Source organism: Delftia acidovorans SPH-1, from assembly GCF_000018665.1.
In the GTDB taxonomy this organism is placed as follows: Bacteria; Pseudomonadota; Gammaproteobacteria; order Burkholderiales; family Burkholderiaceae_C; genus Comamonas; species Comamonas acidovorans.
This window is the reverse complement of the sequence record NC_010002.1, coordinates 4937307-4956246: the sequence shown is the minus strand read 5'-3', so window position 1 is coordinate 4956246 and position 18940 is coordinate 4937307. Positions and strand designations below refer to the sequence as shown.

Sequence of the window (18940 nt, the reverse complement as noted above, 5' to 3'; positions counted from 1 at the left end):
ACCTCCGCACTGCCGGTGCAAGGCGATGTGCTGGCTACCTGGCCCACTGCCGGTTTGCCGGAGGGCTCCGTCTACACCATCCGGCTCGAGGCCCAGGACACCGAAGGCGGCCTGTCAAGCGCCCAGGTGCGGGTGCTCGTGGACAACCTGCCGCCGGCCAAGCCCTTGGGGCTGCGCGCGCAGCTGTCCGGCACGCAGGATGTAAGCCTGACCTGGACGGCCAGCACGGAGCCCGATCTTGCCGGCTACCTGCTGTACCGCAACGGGCAGCTGGTTAATCAGTCCGACCCTGGCGACAACGCCATCCGCCCCTATCTGATCAATGGAACAAGCTATCTGGACAAGGCCTTGCCTGACGGCACCTTCGTCTACACCGTGGTGGCAGCCGACAAGGCGGACAACCTGAGCAGCCGCTCCGATCCGGCCAGCGTGACGGTGGACAACCGGCCGCCCAAGGCAGTCATCGTTCAGCCTTCCAATGGCGCAAACGTCGATGGCGTGACCTATGTGCGCGCAGAAAGCCCGGATTCGGACATCGCCTCCGTGCGGTTCGAGTACAAGGCCGACGCCGATGCCAGCTGGACATTGATTGGCACCTCCAGCACCAAGGCCCCCTACAGCCTGAACTGGGACACCAAGGCGCTGAAGCCTGGCCGCTACCAGTTGCGTGCCGTGGCCACGGACCTTGGCGGCCGCACCGATCCCGCGCCTGCAGCCATCAGCGTGGTCCGCAAGAATCTGCAAAGACCCATGCCGGCCACCGACCTCATCGCGCAAGTGGATGGTGGCGATGTGTCCTTGCACTGGACAGCCAGCCCGAGCAGCAGCGTGCGGGGCTACCATGTCCAGCGCATCGATGCGGTAGGTGACGTCACCCGTGTGACGACCGCTCCCGTCGTAGCCACGCAGCTGGTGGACGCAGGCCGACCCGATGGCCGCCATGGCTACCAGGTGTTGGCCGTGGATCAGGACGACAACGAGTCCGATCCCTCGTCCGAAGCGAAGGCCTGGGTCTATACCACCGCGCTCAAGCAGCCATACACCCCCCTGGCATTGGCGGCGACCCCTCTGCGGGGCCAGGGACCTGATGCCGTGCGCGCCGTCGCGGTGACAAGCATGCCGGAGACCGGCACACCCGCGACGCTGTCTCTTTCCCCGGATGCCGGGGGCGCATTCCAGGCGGATGCCGTGTCATTGGCCATGGGCGCCAACATCATCACGGCGCGCCAGACCGACGAAGCCGGCAATCGCAGCCGGGCTGGCCAGGTGCGTGTGGCGCGAGGAGAACTGCCGGCAGCCCCCGGACAGTTGCAGGCCGTGGCGTCCGGCGGCGTGCTGCGCGCCACCTGGTCCGCCAGCAGCAGCGCTGACGTGACGGGCTATGTGGTTCGTGTGGACGGCAAGCCCGATCCCAGGCCGTTTGATTTCGTTGCCGCTGTGGCCAGTACCGAGGAAGGCAGCTACGCCCGGGCCGGCCGGGCCATCGATGGCAATGACGACACGGCCTGGCTGCCCGACGAGCAAGACCCGGCACCCTGGATTGAGCTTTCGGCTGCACGCAAGGAGCTTGTGCACGAGCTGTCCATTGTGTGGAGTACCTACATGGCGCCTCCGGCCAGCTATGCCGTCGAGGCCTGGGATGGATTTGTCTGGGTGCCGCTCAAACAGGACAACACCAATCAAGAGAAGAGTCTGCAGCTCGTGCTGGATCCGCCCTATCTCACGGAGCGCATTCGCATATCTCTGGGTGCGGCTGCCGATGGCGTTGCGGCGCGGCGGGTCGGCGAGGTGCGAGGCAGGTCGCTGGCCGTGCTGGGCGGCACCGAGGCCGATGTCGCGGTGCCAGGCGGTCGCCACACGGTTTCCGTGCAGGCATTGAGCCAGCTGGGCCTGCTGGGGATGGCGGCCAACGCCAGCCCTGCAGGTATCGGCGACGTCACGCCACCGCCTCCCGTGCAAGCCCGTGTCGAAGTGGACGGGGCCATGGCCACGGTGGGCTGGACCGAAAGCGCCGCGGATGACCTGGCCTCCTATGAGGTGCTGCGCGACGGCGTGGTGATTGCCACTGTGGCCGCCACCAAGCCAAGGTTGCATGTGGATGGCCCTCTGGCCAATGGCTCCTATGCCTATGCCGTGCGTCCGGTGGATGTCGTCGGCAATGTGGGCGATCTGTCCAATGAGGCCGTGGCGCAGATTGCTTCCGTGCGTCCAGGCGCACCCCTGCAACTTGCGCTGGTGGCGCCTGCTGCCGGTGCTGAACTGCGGCTGTCCTGGCAGGCGCCAGCGCCTGCGGGCGGCACGGCATCCTATGTGCTGTACCGCGCCGCTGTAGCGGGAGGACCCTACAGCGCGATCGCCAGGACGGATGCCCGGACCCTGGCCTATTCCGACCATGAGGTGGTCAACGGAGTGCGGTACTACTACGTGGTCCGATCGCGGGATGCGGCTGGCAACGAGGGGGATTCTTCCAACGAAGTGGATGGCGTGGCGCTTGATCGCATGGGGCCTTCTGCTCCCCTGATCTTTCATCCCACCGACAGCGCCCATCCTCTTGTGGTGTCGCAGTCGAGCACGGCCGTGCGTGTCTTCAGCGAGCCTGGGGCAAGGGTGCAACTGAGCCGCGATGGTGTCGTCCTGGCATCGGCCAGTGCCCTCGCAGGCCTGCGCAAGACACGGGTGTTCGATCGCCCGCAGTCCATGGCGCTGGCTTCCAGTGCGGACCTTGTGGCAAAGACATCCTTCGACGGACTGAGCATCTTCCATGTACAGCCATTGCTTGATGGCAGTGCAACACCAGCCACCCTGTACAAGTTGCCGGGCGTTGGCATGGGAGGCATCCCCGTGTGGTCACCTGATGCCTCCCAGTTGCTTGTACAGGGCGCTGGCGGCACGGTCCATCTTGTGCAAGTGGCTGATGGCAGTGTTTCGGACCCAGGGCTGGATGGCTCTGTCCGCATGCTGGACTGGCATCCTGATGGCAAGCGCTGGCTTGGTATGACGAACGGTGGTCGAGAACTGGTGGAGGTGCCGATGGGCGCTGGAGCCAGCCGTACCGTGGCGCGTGCATCCCGATGGTTCAGCAACTTCGCGATTGCTCCCGACGGGCAGCATGTGGCGGCCGTCGATGGCGGGCAACTCGTCCTGCTGTCACTGCCGGACGGGCATGTCCTTGCGCAGTCCCAGCCGGGAGCAGACGACTACGAGCCGCTGCAATGGTCGTCGGATGGGCAGTCTGTCTATTTCCTTGCCAGGCAAGGCGATGCGCAGGCCTACCAGGTGCATCTCCAGCAGGTGGGCCAGGCGGCGCCTGTCGTGGTGACGGCCCATGAAGAGGGTGTGGACCACTTCTCCTTGTCTCCCACCGATGTGCTTGCCTTTGTGCGTGGCACTCAGCTTCATATCGTGGACGCCGCCGGTGCGGCACCGCGGTCCATCGACATGGGCATCCATCCCGAAAGCATGGCGTGGGCCCGCTCGGGGCTGCTGTTCGTCACGGACTCGGATGGCGTCACATCCCTGGCATTGCCTGGAACGGCCCTGTTCCCGCCCATCGCACTGCGAGCCGGCAGAAATCTGCTGGTCGCGCAGGCTACGGACCTTGAGGGAAATGCCGGAGCGCAGTCCGCTGCCATCAGCGTGACATATGACGCCCAGGCGTCCGCCTTGCCCGATTTTTCCGTGCAGGGCGCCGATGTCACGATACTGCCCCAGATCCCCCGGGCTGGCGAGGCAAGCCGTGTCACTGTGGTGGTGAACAACGTGGGCATCGCCGACGCCCCAGGCGCCCGTGTGCGCATGCTGGCCACCTCGCCTGGCGGAACGCGTGTCGAACTGCTGAACACTCGCACCACGGCCATGGCGGCGGGCGGCAGCCAGATATTGCGAGCCGATGCCATTTTCGATACGGCAGGCAATTGGTCGCTGAGCATCGCGGTTGACGCTGATGACGAGGTGCAGGAAGTCTCCGAGGACAACAACGTGCTGGTGCTGCCAGTGCGCGTCGTGGGTGCGACTGCCGCACGTACCGTAGCGGTGGGTGTCTTCAGTCCTGCCTATTCCGTGGGGGCTGTGCTGAACGGCAGCGTCACACTCTTCAACGGCGGTGCGGACATCTCGGGACAACTTCAGCTGGGCATCGAAGACGCCCAGGGGCATGCCGTTGCCACGCTGCCGGCGCAAGCCCAGTCCCTGCTGCCTTACGGACAAGGCCGGAGCGTGGACTTCAACTGGAGCGTTCCAGCCATCTTCGACGGCCCGTACAAGGTGCGCGCATCCTGGATGGATGGCCCGGTCGTGCTGGCCCAGGCAACAGCGCCTTTCTTGGTCAAGCCCCATGTTCGGATCGAGGCCAAAGTCCGCAGTGACAGCGTCACCTATACGCCCGGCACCGTGGCGCGCATCGTGGCGCAGGTCGATCCTGCGGGTTCCTCCCCGACCCTTGGCAAGGCGCAGTCCTTCGTCCGCGTGCTCGACCCTGCTGGCAAGGCCGTGTTGGAGACCTCGGACGAAGTCGGTCTTGTCGCGGTCACCCAGATGGCCAGTACGCTGGATACGGCCGGCCTTGCCCAAGGCGCCTACACGGCCGATCTGTGGGTCGTGTTCGAGGGGAGGGAAGTCGCGCGCAGCAACACCACATTCGACATCGTGGCGGTCACCCATCCGGTGGCCTCGCTGACTGGCAACATCGTGCTGGACCGTGACAGGCTGCCGTACACGGGCAGCATTGCCGGCACGGCCATCCTGACCAACAGCGGGCAGACCGATCTGGGCGACCTGCAGTACGAGGTGGTTGTGCTGGAGCCCCGCTCGAACACGGTGCTTGCGCGCTCGTCGCACGGCGTTGCCTCTTTGGCGCGTGGTGCCGAAACGCGCTCGGCTTTCAGCTTTTCCGCGCAGGGCATGCCTATCGGCGCGCTGTGGATCCAGTTGCGCACCTCGTTGGCACCTGCGCCTGGAGCGGGGCGGATGTCCCTTGCCAGCGCACCGCAGCCGCATTTGCTCAGGCAGCGTGAAGTGGCGGTGTTCGAACTCGATCCACCGACGGTCCTGATCAGGCAGCCTGTGCAGGGCGCCCATCTGCGCGCGGCGCAATCGGTGCAGGTCGCGGCAACGGACCTCCTGTCTGGTGTGCGCACGGTCGAGCTCCAGGTCAATGGCGGCAACTGGCAGGCAACCACCCTGTCGGACCCGGTCAGCTCCAGCTATGTGGGGGTATTGCCGTCCCTGGCCGACGGCACGCATCAGCTCGCAGCGCGTGCCACCGACCATTCCGGCAACGTATCGCAGCCCGTGCAGCGCAGCTTTGTGCTGGACAGCCAGCCTCCGGTGATCGCCATCTCAGGTGTCGCCGAAAACGTGTACGCGAACCCCGTGACGCCCACCATCGTGGTGACAGATCCGAATCTGTCCGTGGCGCAGATCCGACTCGATGGTTCGACCTTTGCATCGGGCACGCGCATCAGCGACACGGGCTCCCACGTGCTCCAGGTGGATGCCATCGACCTGGCGGGCAACACCGCCAGCCGGACGGTGCGCTTCAGCATTCAGTCCACTACCGTTGACACCACGGCACCTGTGATCGACATCAGGACACCGCTGGCCGGTGCCTACCTGCGCCGCGCCACCACCGGCCTGACCGCCGCCATCGTGGACGCCGAATCCGCTGTGGCAGAGGCGCAGTTCAGCATCGACGGCGGAGCCTTCGTGCCCCTGGCCGTCGACACCAGCCAGAGCGATGCCAACCTGTATGCGGCCTCGCTGGACGCGCTGGCCGATGGTGTTCACAGCGTCGTCGTTCGCGCCCGGGATACGCAGGGCAACGAGGCCGCCACCGATGCACGCAGCTTCACCGTGGACAACACGCCTCCCGTGATCACCATCTCCGGAGTCGCCGCAGGGCAGTACGCTGCGGCGGTGACGCCTGTGATCGGCATCACCGATCTGGCACTGCTGGGCAGCTCCATCACCCTCAACGGTTCTGCCTATGCCAGCGGCACGCCTGTGGCCGCCAATGGCGACTACACCCTGAGTGTCGAGGCCGTGGACAAGGCGGGCAACGGCGCCACGGCCTCGCTGCAGTTCTCCATCCGCCTGCCCGTGGCTGACACCACGCCGCCTGCCGTCTTCATCGATCAGCCGGCCGAGGGTGCGCATGTGCGCCGTGCGGCGATACTGAGCGTTGCGGCCACGGACAGCGGCTCCGGCGTGGCTTCGGTAGAGCACAGGCTCGATGGACAGCCGCAGTGGAGCAGCCTGGCCCTGTCGCCCACCACCGGCAAGCACACACTGGACGTGGGCGACCTGCCCGATGGCGCACACGCCGCATCGGTGCGTGCCACCGACAACGCCGGCAACGTCTCGGACGTGCAGGTCCGACGCTTCACCGTGGACAACACGGCGCCCCAGGTGGTTGTCAAGGGCGTGGCTGAAGACGGCCGGTATACCGGCTCCGCCAGCGCCGCTATCGCGATCAGCGATACCCATCTGGCCAGCAGCTCCATCATGCTCAATGGGCAGCCCTACGTATCCGGCAGCCCCGTCGGCACGCCCGGCACCTATGTCCTGACCGCTGCAGCGCGCGATATCGCGGGGAATGAAACCGTCGTGACGGTCAGATTCCAGGTGACTGCAGGCAGTGGGGGCACGCCTGCTGTCACCATCACGGCGCCAGCGGCCAATGCCGTGGTCCGATCCGGCGTGCCTGTGCTGGCCAGGGTTGTGCCTGCCGCGAATATCAGCCGCCTGGAGATGGCCATTGCTGCTGATGCTTCCTACACCGCAATGGCATCGCGTGGCGGTGGTGCCCATGAGACGGTTCTTGCCCAACTGGCCGATGGCCCTGTCCTGTTGCGCGTGCGTGCTGTCGACAGCCAGGGCGTCAGCCATCCCGACGTGGTCCGCACGGTGACGGTGGACAACACGCCGCCTGCCATCGAGCAACTCAGCGTGGCCGATGGCGGCCGCTATCCCGCCGGCCAGACCATCTCGTTCAAGGTCGTGGACGCGCACCTGGAAAGCGTTGCCAGCACCCTGGACGGGCAGCCGTTCAGCCAGGGCCAGCGCGTGGGCCGTCCGGGCTCCCATGTGCTGCAGATCACCGCCCGCGACCGTGCAGGCAACCAGGCACAGCGGACCGTCGTTTTCACGGTCCTCGGCACCGCAGTGCAGGAGCCTGTTGCAGTGCCTGCTTGGCCCTCGGACCGGGCCATGCTGGTACTGATGTGCCTGGCCATGGCATTCGTTGCCCATCGCGCTCTCGGAAAAACACGAAAAAAATGATGTCTTCAGCTTCCTTCTGCACCCGTGTCAAGACCTCGGCCTGGCTGCGCCACCTGTGTGTCGTCATGGCTCTGGCCACTTTGTTCCCGGAGAGCGCGCCGGCCCGGGCTGCGGAGCCATCGACCCCTGCGCCCGTGACGCAGGAGGACGTGATCAACGCCATCTCGGCAGGCCGCGATGCCTCGGCCCTGCTGCGCAGCGTGGACAACCGGTCAGGCGGCGGCATTGCCGCGCGCAACACCACGGGCAAGCAACTGGCCCAGGCCTTTGAGGCCATGGCCGAAGCCGTGGCCACCGGGGATGTGGCCCGCATCCGGCAGGCCCATGAGCGCGTTCGTGCGAGTGCCATGCTGGCTCAGGAAGACAGCTTGGATCTCAAGGGCCGGCTTGCCGATCCGTCGCTGCCCGCAGCCTTTGAAGCGCGCCGTGCTTCCGTGCAGACGCAGATCGACCAACTGCTGCAGAAACTGGCCGCCGCCATGCCAGGGCTGGATGGCGACAGGCAGCAAAAGGCACAGGCCATGGGGGCGCTGCGCGAGGCGCTTCAGGCGACCAGCCACGCCCAAGTCAATGCTCCGGTACTTCGCGCCGCGATGCTGCCCGTACGGCCGCTGGGCCTGGCTGTGCGTGCGCCGGTGAACGCCCCGGCCATCCTGCCCAGCTACGAGGCGGGGCAGGAGGTTTCCGCCACGCCGGAGGACGTAGCCGATGCACCGGAAGCACCGCTGAGCGAGGAAATACTCGCCAAGGCCAAGGAACTCGGCTACGACTATGTGCGCATCTACGAGTACGTGCGCAACGGCATCCGCAGCGAGTGGTATGCCGGCAGCATCAAGGGCGCCCTGGGCACCTTGCGTACGGGCGCGGGCAATGCAGTGGACCAGGCCTCGCTGCTCATCGCTCTGCTGCGTGCTGCGGGCGCACCAGCCCGCTACGTGCAGGGCGTGGCGGAGATCGGCGTGGACGGCATTGCCAGCGCTGCTGGCCTTAGCGATCCCGGCCAGGTGCCCGAAATGCTGGCTAAGGCCGGCATTGCCTACTCGCCCGTTGTGCAGGGTGGGCGCGTTGCAATGGTTCGCATCGAACACACCTGGGTGGCCGTGCAGGTCCCCTACACCAACTATCGCGGCATCGTGCTCGATGCCTCCGGCAAGACCTGGTTGCCGCTGGATGTGTTCCACAAGACCCTGCAGCCCAAATCCGCCAGCGCGGGCCTGGCAGGTCTGGGCCTGGATCTCCAGGAGCTTGCCAGCCAGTACCGCTCCAAGGTGCAGGCGGTGGACTTCGGCACCTTCATGCGCGAGCGCGTCGATGCGGCACTGCAACTCAAATCCTTCAGCTACGAGGCCGCCGTGGCGCCTGCGCCCATCAGGGCTCAAACACTGGGCTTGCTGCCCAACACCCTGGCGTTCACGGTGGTGGCCGCCACGGCGGAATCCTCTGCGTTGCCAAGCGCAGTTCGATCCACGGCCCGCCTGCGCCTGTTCAACGACGCTGCGGGAGCCGGTGAGGCCGGCCTGGATATCAGCCTGCCCGTACACGACCTGTTCAACCAGCGTGCCACCATCAACTACATCCCGGCAGAGCTTGCCGACCATCGCGCCATTTTGTTGGCAGGCGGTCTGGACCTGGCGCCGGTCTACCTCTATCAACTGCGCCCGGAACTGCGCCTGGACGGCTACCAGCACAAGGTGGGCCTGACACCCCTGGCGGGCGGCAGTCAGGTCAAGTTCCGCCTGGATATCCAGACACCGGCGAACACGCAGACCGTGGAGCAGAACTTCCTTGTCGGTGCCTATCACGCCATCGGCGTGGGGCAGTCCGGCGTGGCCCGCAGCCCCACACCTTCGGCGCGCGATGGCGAATATGACGCCGCCCGCCTGCTGGATGGCATCGTCCAGCGCTACGAATCGCAGTGGAGCGCCTTCGAGGCAGGCGCCGCTGCGCTGAGCGGCGCCGCCGTCGTGCACCCGGCGCCGTCGGTGACCATTGTCAGCAATGCCTTGAACGCCTACAGCATCAATGGTGTGCCGTACACGCTGGAGTGGAAGGGCGTCACCATGGACGCTGCAGCACACCCCACCGAGGTCATCGCCGCCGATGCGGCAGGTGCGCGCAGGTTGCAGGCGGCCATCGGGCTGGCTGGTTCTTCGCTGGAGCACAGCGTTTTCCAGTCGCAGTTCGGCGCCGAGTCCGTGTCCGCGGACAAGCTCATTACCCTGGCACGGGCCCAGAACGCCACCGTGCTCACGCTCACCTCGCCCAATGCGCCTGAGCTGGCCGCGCTGCCGGTGGCACAGGCCACCCGGGCCGAACTGCGCTCCTGGCTGCAGTCGGGCTACAGCGTCGAGATTCCCGCGCAGAGCATCGCCCATGCCGCATGGCGCGGCATGGGCTGGGTCGTCAGTGATCCAGCCACGGGCGCCAGTGGCTACTTCCTCTCGGGCGGCATTGCCGGCGGGGCCACGGTGCAGAGCCCCTGGACGCTCCAGTTCCTGACCGATGCCCTGGCAGGCGCCCATACCGATGCGGCCAACAACGACCCGTCTTCGGGTGCCAGCGTCGAGATGCTCAATGCCGGAACAGACCTTGAAGGCACGGTCGGTCAGTCGCTGGCGGGGCAGTCGATGAGCGTGCGCGTACGTGACCGCGACGGGCGGCCAGTGAAGGGGGCCAGCGTCAGCTTCATGGCTGTTCGCGGCGGCGGAAGTGTCAGCCCGGCGACCGGCACGACGAACGCATTGGGCATTGCCAGCACCACGGTCACGCTTGGCCAGTCCACCCTCGCGTCGTCGGTCTATGTCCTGGTCAAGCCTGGAGACAAGCATGTCACGCAGGCTGGCCTGAACATCTTCGATGTCTCCGTAGCCTCTGCGGCGGGAACTCTCAAGCCCCCGCAGCCTTTGCGGGTGCTGGCGCTTCCGGGCGTTGCGGCCACCCTCACCACCAAGCGGCTTGGGCAAGGCAGTCCAGTGCCTGGACTGGCCAGTTTGCAAAGCAGCTTTTCCGTCGAGGTCCTGGACAAATTCGCCAATCCTGTGGCCAACGTCCGCGTCACGGGCACGGGCCTCGCACCCTCCGCAAATTGCGACCCTGCTGTCAGACCTGTACCCGCCACGGCGGATGGTCCCCATGACACCAACACCGACGGAGTGGCGTTCCTGGAAATCACTCCAGGACCGACCAATGCCACCCGGTCACCGGTACAGATATCCGCAGGCGGCCTGTCCACCACGGTCGAGGTCCAGGTGGAAACGAGCTGTTCGGCATGGCCCAGATTGCTCAGTCTGGCAAAGGCCTACTGGGACAAGGATGGCCGGCCCAGTGCCGCGACGGGTGCGGGCAAGCGCTTTGCAAGGCCCTTCGGACTGACGCTTTTTCAGGAGCGCGCCAGCACGGGTACGGACTCCAGCGGCCGTTGTGTCTTCACCGGAACACGCACTTTCGAGCCCACCGTGGGCGCCACGGCCTCACTGCAAGTGTCCGCCGGTGGTCGGGCGGTGAATTTTTCACAGGTGGGCGCTGCCGAGTGGCAAAGCCATGTCATCACGGGTGCCAGTCCCGCCAGCAACGATTTGCTCTGGAATCTGGGGGGAACTTACACCCTTGATGTGATGGGGACGGGCTGTAACCCCGTGTCGAGGAGCGAGCCATTGACCATGGCCTCGGCAGGCGGGGCCGTATTCGGCGTACGGACCGCCATCAGCGTGATTACGTCTGCCAATACCGATCAAGGTGTGGACCCCGGGCGCCTTTATCTGTCGGATGCGGGCCTGAACGTCTACCCCATACAGGTCGGCTTCCAGGTGGAGCCTGACGACTATGTTGCCCCAGCGGTTCAGGTGCGCGTGTTCGAGGACGGGCAGCTTGTGGCTGTTCGCCCTTCCGAGAGCCGGCAGAAACAAGGCAATGCACAGATCGAGCGCGGCAACCGCTTCGACATCGCCAAAACCTACCAGGCCGACGCCTACATTGACGACGACATCATCTCCGAGAAGATGGAGCTGCCCTTCAGGCAGCGCATCGTCACCAGCTACGACCGCGTGCTGCGCTTGATGCGCGACGTGGATATTGCCAATGACCGCTTCTGCGCTCAGGGCAGTGCGCTCAACTTCATCCTGAGCCAGAACGCCAGGATCACGCTGGAGGCCACCCGCCTCAGCGATGACGACAATCCGGTGCCCACGGGCAGCCCCGTGCGCCTGGTCGATGGCCAGGCATTTGCCACGGGCGCCAACAGCATCACGCTGGCGCCCGATGCCCTGCTGCCTGCCAGGAACGGCTATGCCTTCACCCTCACGGCCGTCAGTGAAAAGGATGGATCGGTCGAGCCCAACCAGGGTTTGGTCATCTCCAAACTGATGCTCAACGACGCACTGCCGGTGGGCAACATCCTCATCCAGGGCGTCAATGTCAAATCCGGCCGCATCAATTTGTCTGGCATGGGAATGGGCGTGGCCGCACGCGGGCCGCAGCTGGCGCTGCGCCCGTCCTACTCGTCCGGAGGATCGGGCAGTGTCGGCGTACTGGGCGTGAACTGGGGGCACAACTTCGATGCCTCCCTGTCCACCACGGCCTGCGGCGACATCCTGGTCAATGCCGGAGACGGCGGCTTCATCCGCTTCCTGCCCCAGGGCAACGGCTCGCTCACACCGGCCAAGGGCTACCACGGCACTCTGATCGCCAACAACGGCGACCGCAGCTACGACTTCTATTCCAAGGATGGCACGCGCTATCACTTCGGCTTCATCGGCGGCAAGCGCCAGTGGGCCCTGCAGTCCATCACCGACACCAACGGCAACGCGCTGACCCTCACCTATGACATCGGCGTGGATGCGCCCTTGTTGCAGGTACAGAACGCCTATGGGCAGTCCCTGCAATTCTTCTACCAGACCCGGGCCTTCGTGGGCTCGGGCGCTGCGGTCAACGTCCTGCAAAAAGTGCAGGGCCCCGAGGACATGGGGCTGGCGTTCGAGTACGACGCCGCAGGCAACCTTGTCAAGATCACCCGCACCGACGCGCCGGAGGCCACCGAGAGCTATAGCTACAGCGACCACACCGGCCCGCTGGGCATGTCCAACCTGCTGCTCAGCCACACCAACGCGCTGGGCCAGGCCACGCAGTTCAAATACCACTCCGGTCCCGTCCTGCGCCAATTCGGCAATGGCCAGATTCCTTCGTTCGAATCCACCGTCATCGGCGTCACCGCCGCCGATGGTGCCCACACCGCCTTCGCCTACAACGCCAAGCCGGAGGAGCCGGCCACCGATGTCACCGACGCCCGTGGCAAGCTGACGCGCTACGCCTTCAACAAATACGGCAACCCGCTCACCATTGCCGGCCCAGCGGGCACCACGTCCATGACCTGGGCTGTGAACGACGTGCTCATGCTGAGCAAGACCGATGCCAACGGCGTCGTCACCAGCTACACCTATGACGCCAACGGCAACCAGACCAGCGAGCAGGTGAGCGGTGGCGGCGGCACCCAGGCCGTCTCCACATCGCAGACCTGGCTGGCTCAGACCGCGCCGCCCTTCATCAAGAACAAGCGCCTGAGCTTCACAGACCGCCGTGGACTGACCTCCACAGCCAGCTTCGATGCGCGCGGCAACCTGACCGGCGAGCAAATGCCCGATGGCAGCCGCATCAGCCACAGCGTAGCCGCCAACGGAGACCGACAAAGCACCACCGATGTGCGCGGCAATGTCACCCACATGCGCTACGACGCACGCGGCATGCGCAACGCCGTCATTGATGCCCTGGGCGGCACCACCGCCGTGCGCCACGACAACCGGGGCCGGCAGATCGCCGTGGTCGATGCCGAAGGTCGCACCAGCGAAATGCAATACAACACCCTGGACCAGCTGACCCATATCACGCTGGCCGCAGGCACGGCCGATGCAGGCCAGCGCATCCAGACCTGGGATGCGGCGGGCAACAAGCTCAGCGAAACCGACGAAGAAGGCCGCACCACCAGCTACCAGTACGACGCCATGGGCCGCGTGCTGCGCAAGAGCCTGCCCTCGGGCGCCATCGTCACCACCTACGATCTGCTGGGCAACAAGACCAGCGAAACCAATCTGCGTGGAGACAAGACCACCTACGCCTACGACGACGCCAACCGCCTGGTCCTGCGCACCGAGCCTGCAACCCCGCCCAAGACCACCGGCTACGCCTATGACGGCGTGGGCAACATCACCACGGAAACCGACGCGCTCGGCCGGCAGACCACCCATACCTACAACCATCTCAACCAGCGCACGGCAACCAAATTTGCCGACGGCACCACCAGCACTGCCGTCCATGACGGCAACGGCAACAAGACCAGCGAGACTGATGCGCTGGGCCGCGTCACCACCTATGTCCATGACGCGCTGAACCGGCTGCTCAGCCAGACCATCGCGGGCCGCAGCAAGCGCAGCATGGTCTATGACGCAAGCGGCAACCTCATCAGCCGCACGGATGCCAACGGCAACACCAGTGCCTTCGCCTACGACGCCCTCAACCGTGTGGTGGCGGAGACCGATGCCCTGGGCCGTGTCACCCACACCGACTACGACAAGGTCGGCAACAAGCTGCAGGTCACCAACCCGCTGCGCCAGACACAGAAATGGCAGTACAACGCGCGCAACTGGATCGTGGCGCAGCAGGACGGCGAAGGCCACCAGACCCGGTACGGCCACGACAAGGTCGGCAACCGCGTGACGGAAACCTGGCCCAACGGCAACATCGTCAACTTCGAGTACGACGCGCTCAACCGGCTCATCCGCAGCGAGGACTCCATCGGCCTGCTCGGCACCACGGCCTATGACGCCGACGGCCACATCACCAGCCAGAGCGATGCGCGCGGCAACGCCACCAGCTTCACCTGGGACGCCATCGGCCGGCAGCTCAGCCGCAGCAAGCCCACGGCAGCGGGCAATGCCGTCACCTCCACCGTTTATGACGCAGCCGGCAACATCGTCAGCGTGACCACGCCCGGCGGCAACGTCATCACTACGAAATACGACAGCCGCAACCGCCCCATCGAAGTCCGCGACAGTCTGGGCATCGCCAGCGCCACCACCTATGACGCGGTTGGCAACCCCCTGACCCAGACCGATGGGCGGGGCAGGGTGCTGACCCACCAGTACAACGACTTCAACCTGCGCACGGCCACCAGCGACGGGCTGGGCCAGGTCGGCACGGTCGAATATGACCTGCACGGCAACAAGACCAGCGAAACCGACGCCAACGGCCACGCCACCAACTACCAATACGACGCGTTCCACCGCGTCATCGCCACCACCCGCGCCGGCATCCAGCTGCAAAAGACCGAATACGACGAAGCCGGTCGCATCCAGTTTGAAACCGATGCGCGTGGCAACAAGGTCGGCTACGAATACGACAAGCGCGGCCTGCTCGTCAAAACCAACCGCAGCCTGGGCGCCATCGACCTGTTGCAGCGCGACAGCATGGGCGACGTCACCCTGGCCACCGACCCCGAAGGCCGCACCACGGCCACCGGCTACGACAAGCGCCGCCGCGCCATCAGCGTGGCAGACGGCCTGGGCAACACCACCCAAAGCACGTTCGACCTGGCAGGCAACCTCACCGAGGCCAAGGCCCCCAACGGTGCCACCGTCAGCTACGCCTACGACTCGGCCAACCGCCTGGCCACCATCACCCAGTCCCTGGACAGCGGCCAGGCGCAGGCCACCATCACCTACGACACCAGCGGCAACCTGCTTGAACAACGCGATCTCAACGGCCAAAGCACACGCCATGCCTACGACGCGCGCAACCGCCGCATCCGCACCACACTGCCCGCTACCCAGGCCGGCGAAGCCGTACAGACCAATGGCTACGACAACGCAGACGGCCTGACCGAACACACGGACGCCAATGGCAACCGTTTCGTCCACACCCTGGACATCCGCGGGCGGCGCACTCAGACCGTCACCACGGCCAGCCAGGGCAACGGCCCGGGCAGCGTGCTGCAGACCACCTTCGGCTATGACGCCAACGGCAACCTGACCAGCACCGCCCAGACCGACAGCCAGGGCACGCGTACCGAAACCACCACCTACGACGCCTTCAACCGGCCCGTCAAGGCCACCGACGCCTGGGGCAACAGTCTCACGCACAGCTACGACCCCCAGGGCAACCGCATCGGCACCACGGCCGCCACGGCATCCGCCCCGGGCGGCAGCGTCACCACCATCGAGTACGACGCCCTCAACCGCCGCAGCAGCCAGAGCGGGGCAGGCGGCACCACCCGCATCAGCTACGACAAATCCAGCCGTGTCACCCAGCTGCTGCACCCCGATGGCAGCAGCACCAGCACCCGCTACGACAAGGCCGGTCGCGTGGCTGGCGAAACCAGCAGCACCCAGGCCACGGCAGGCGCAGGCAACACCCTGCTGGACGTTGCCTACACCTATGACGTCAACGGCAACCGCATCGGCAGCAGCAGAACGGAATCCCTGTCTGCCGCCAACCGCAGCGCGGCCCTCAGCGCCCACCTGCCCGGTGGCAGCAACAGCGCCAGCCACAACCGCACCCGCGTGGAAAGCTGGACCTACGACGCCCAGGACCGCCTGACCAGCCACACCACGCCCGAGCGCCGCACCACCTGGCAGCTGGATGCGGGAGGCCGGCGCATCCAGCAGACCGTGGTCGCCACCGTCGGCGCCACGGGTCCGCCTGTCGGCAGCCCCAACGGCCTGGAAACTGGTGCCTCGGCACCTGAAGGCACGCTGGACTACCACTACAACGGCCGTGACCAGCTCGTGCAGATCAGCGGCGTGGCCAGCGCCAGCTACACCTACGACGCCAACGGCAACCGCCTCACGCAGGCGCAGACCAAGGGTGCCGTCACCTCCACCACCAGCTACCACTGGAACGCCCAGGACCAGCTCGTCCGCGTGGAGCAGGACCAAGGCAGCGGCGCACAGACCCTGGCCCAGTACCGCTACAACGCAGGCAACCTGCGTGCAGAAAAATTCCTCAGCAACGCGGGCCTGAACAAAGCCACGCAAGGCAGCGCGGCTACCTACAGCCCGCTGGCCTACGAACGCATCCAGTGGGATGGCCTGCACGCCCGCCGCAGCTTCGAGATCAGCGGCGCCGACAACAGGCAGACTCTGCATAGCGACACCGACGCAGCCATGCTGGCCGGCAACACCGCCCCCTGGCTGTTCAACCGCACGCAATACGCCAACGGCCTGGGCAGCACCAGCAGCACCACGCAACTGCATGCCGACAGCAACGGCAACCTGGTGGCCACCGTTGCCAGCGAAGGCGGCACGGCCAAGGCCGACAGCCTGCTGCTGTACGGCGCCTACGGCAGCGTGGACAGCGAAGCCAGCGGCAACGCGGGCATAGGCCTCAAGAGCAACGGCAACAGCTTCGGCAGCTACTACGCGGACCCGGAAACGGGCCTGCTGTACGCCAGGGCACGCTACTACGACCCGGCCAGCGGCCAGTTCATCAGCCGTGACCCGGTGGAGGGTGAGGCGAGGCTTCCGATCACCTGGGGTGCGTACCAGTACGGCAGGTACAACCCGTATCGGTATGTGGATCCGAATGGGGAGCAGTCGACCTCCACCCTGATCGACAACGCTGCAGAAGGATGTGGCCGCTTCACCTGCGCCCTCTACGCCCTGGGCAAAGGCCTATACGTGGCCTCCACGCTGGGCTTTGCCAGCGTGCACGACCCCATGCGAGATGCCTACAACGAGGGCAAGATCAGCCAAGGTCAGTATTGGGGCGCAGGCGTGGGCGGCGGCCTGGCCGTGGCTGGACTGAACGTGGCTACTGGAGCTGCTGGAGGTGCCTTGGTGGGCGCAGCCAGCAGCACCGCAGGACGAGTAGCAGTGGCTGCTGTTGTAGGAGCCAGCAGCGGCGCGGCAGGCGATGCTGCCACGCAGGCGGCGCACATGGGTGGTGGCATCCAGAGTGGCTATGACCTGCAGCAAACGGCAACGTCGGCGGCCGTGGGTGGTGCGTTGGGGGCCGGATCGGTACCTCTGGCAAATGCCATCAAAAGCAGCCTGGATCGGAGGACCGTAGCAAGAGCACTGGCAAAGGAGCTCCAAACCACAGAGCCTGTGCTGGCAGCTAAGACGCCGACCATAGAAGCGGCAAAAGTCCGGCCAGAGGTGAGCGATACAACGCCGACACTGGTGGCCGAAGGGCCCAGGCTCCGAGCGACAGGAGAAGGGCAGTCGGCCACCAGGACAGCGAGGGCTGTACCCAGCGAAGGTCCCTGCTGCTTTGCGCCGGGCACGCTGGTCTCCACGGAGGAGGGCGACCGATCTATCGAAACCATCCAGGTGGGCGAGCGTGTCTGGACGCGCATGGAGGACGGTTCAGGCGAAGCCTTCCTGGCGCCGGTGACCGCAACGCATATCCGTGATGACCGTCCAATTCTGCGCCTGACAGTCGAGCAGGTTGCACTGCCGGGCGAGGAGACCGCACAGACTCGCACGGAAGATCTTCTGGTCACTCCCGGCCATCCCTTCTATGTTTCGGGGCGCGGCTTCGTCAGCGTGGAAGAACTGCAGGTGGGGGATGAACTGGTATCCCTCGCCACGCAAACCCACTTGCGCATGCGCGCTCTGCGCCTGGAATCGCGTCAGGGGACGACATACAACCTGACGGTTGAGACGGGGCACACGTTCTTTGTGGGGGGGCTGGGGACTTGGGTGCATAACGTGGGGCCGTGCAATACTTGTGTAAATGGGACGTGCGGCGTGGATTTGGAAGGCGCCTCTACAAATAAGCTGACGGGTGGAGTAGATGTAAGTGGTGTGCCTAGTTTCCCTATCAGAAGTGTTGAAAGCTCTTTGGGAAAAATTGATCAATTACGGCGGTCCTTGGAAGTTGGAGGGAGGCGGAATATAGCATTCGCAGAATACAATATTAATGGAGAGATTGGAGAATTAGTGGGGATTAGTGGTGGCGCCTCACGATTGGGGACTGTTGGAGTTCCTGAAAAGCGTTTATTTGAAACTATTGCGACAGGTAACAATTCTAGAATGATGGATTCTGAGGTAAAAATACTTGAGCATCTCGGTGGCAATATTCCATTTGATGCAACGGGTACATTGCATTTGTTCTCGGAACTGCCACTTTGTATTTCTTGCTCCGGTGTGGTTTCTCAATTTCATGAATTATTTCCAGGGATTAGAGTAATTGTTAATCATGGGCCTAAAAGATGATGCTGAATAAAGAAGCTATTATCTCCTGTTTGATTGATAAAAAAATCTGCACAAAAGAAGAGATGGAGGGTTGTTCTTTGGAGAATGTTGAGATGCTGGAGAAAAATGCGTCACTTAGTCTACCGCTGCAATATAGAGAATTTTTGCTTGGAATAGGGAGGGGGGCTGGCATCCTTTTTCAAGGAACAGATATTTTTTTTCCTAGTATTATTGGATTAAAAACTGATGCCGTTAATTTATTGAAAGAAAATGGTGAAAACTTTACTCTTTCGAGTGTTGATTTCGTATTTTCGATGCATCAAGGGTATGAGTTTTGTTATTTCAATACTTCTGAAGGAGATGACCCTCCGGTCTATCAGTATATTGAGGGCAGTGGGTCGCCTATGATTGTCTGGAAATCATTTAGTGATTTCTTAATGGATTCGATAGATATCTATTCTCGTTCGCGGAATATGTAG

At 64.6% G+C, this 18940-nt stretch carries 3 protein-coding genes (1 of these 3 running past the window's edge); all 3 read left to right on the top strand.

Features of this window, described 5'->3' with window-relative positions; all coding sequences use genetic code 11:
- Tightly spaced (each overlapping or abutting the next), the 3 genes in view from DACI_RS22720 to DACI_RS31635 form a layout consistent with a single transcriptional unit that may run on beyond the window.
- On the top strand, nt 1–7278 hold the 3' portion of the coding sequence (locus DACI_RS22720) for a CARDB domain-containing protein (RefSeq protein ID WP_043782313.1). Its footprint begins 9951 nt before the window's first position; only the last 7278 of its 17229 coding nucleotides appear in the window; the start codon falls outside the window, past its left edge; it ends in the stop codon at nt 7276–7278.
- Nucleotides 7278–18482 carry a polymorphic toxin-type HINT domain-containing protein gene (locus tag DACI_RS22715; RefSeq protein WP_192812297.1) on the top strand — a complete coding sequence of 3735 codons (11205 nt, stop codon included), beginning with the start codon at nt 7278–7280 and terminating at the stop codon, nt 18480–18482. Before DACI_RS22720 ends, DACI_RS22715 begins: the two co-directional genes overlap by 1 nt.
- A complete protein-coding gene (locus DACI_RS31635; protein WP_157059696.1) occupies nt 18479–18940 on the top strand; it encodes an SMI1/KNR4 family protein in 462 nt (153 codons plus the stop codon). Before DACI_RS22715 ends, DACI_RS31635 begins: the two co-directional genes overlap by 4 nt.

Bases quoted from the DNA above. Each gene is read 5' to 3' on its own strand.
- DACI_RS22715 (WP_192812297.1), top strand. From the start codon at position 7,278: ATGTCTTCAGCTTCCTTCTGCACCCGTGTCAAGACCTCGGCCTGGCTG.
- DACI_RS31635 (WP_157059696.1), top strand. From the start codon at position 18,479: ATGATGCTGAATAAAGAAGCTATTATCTCCTGTTTGATTGATAAAAAA.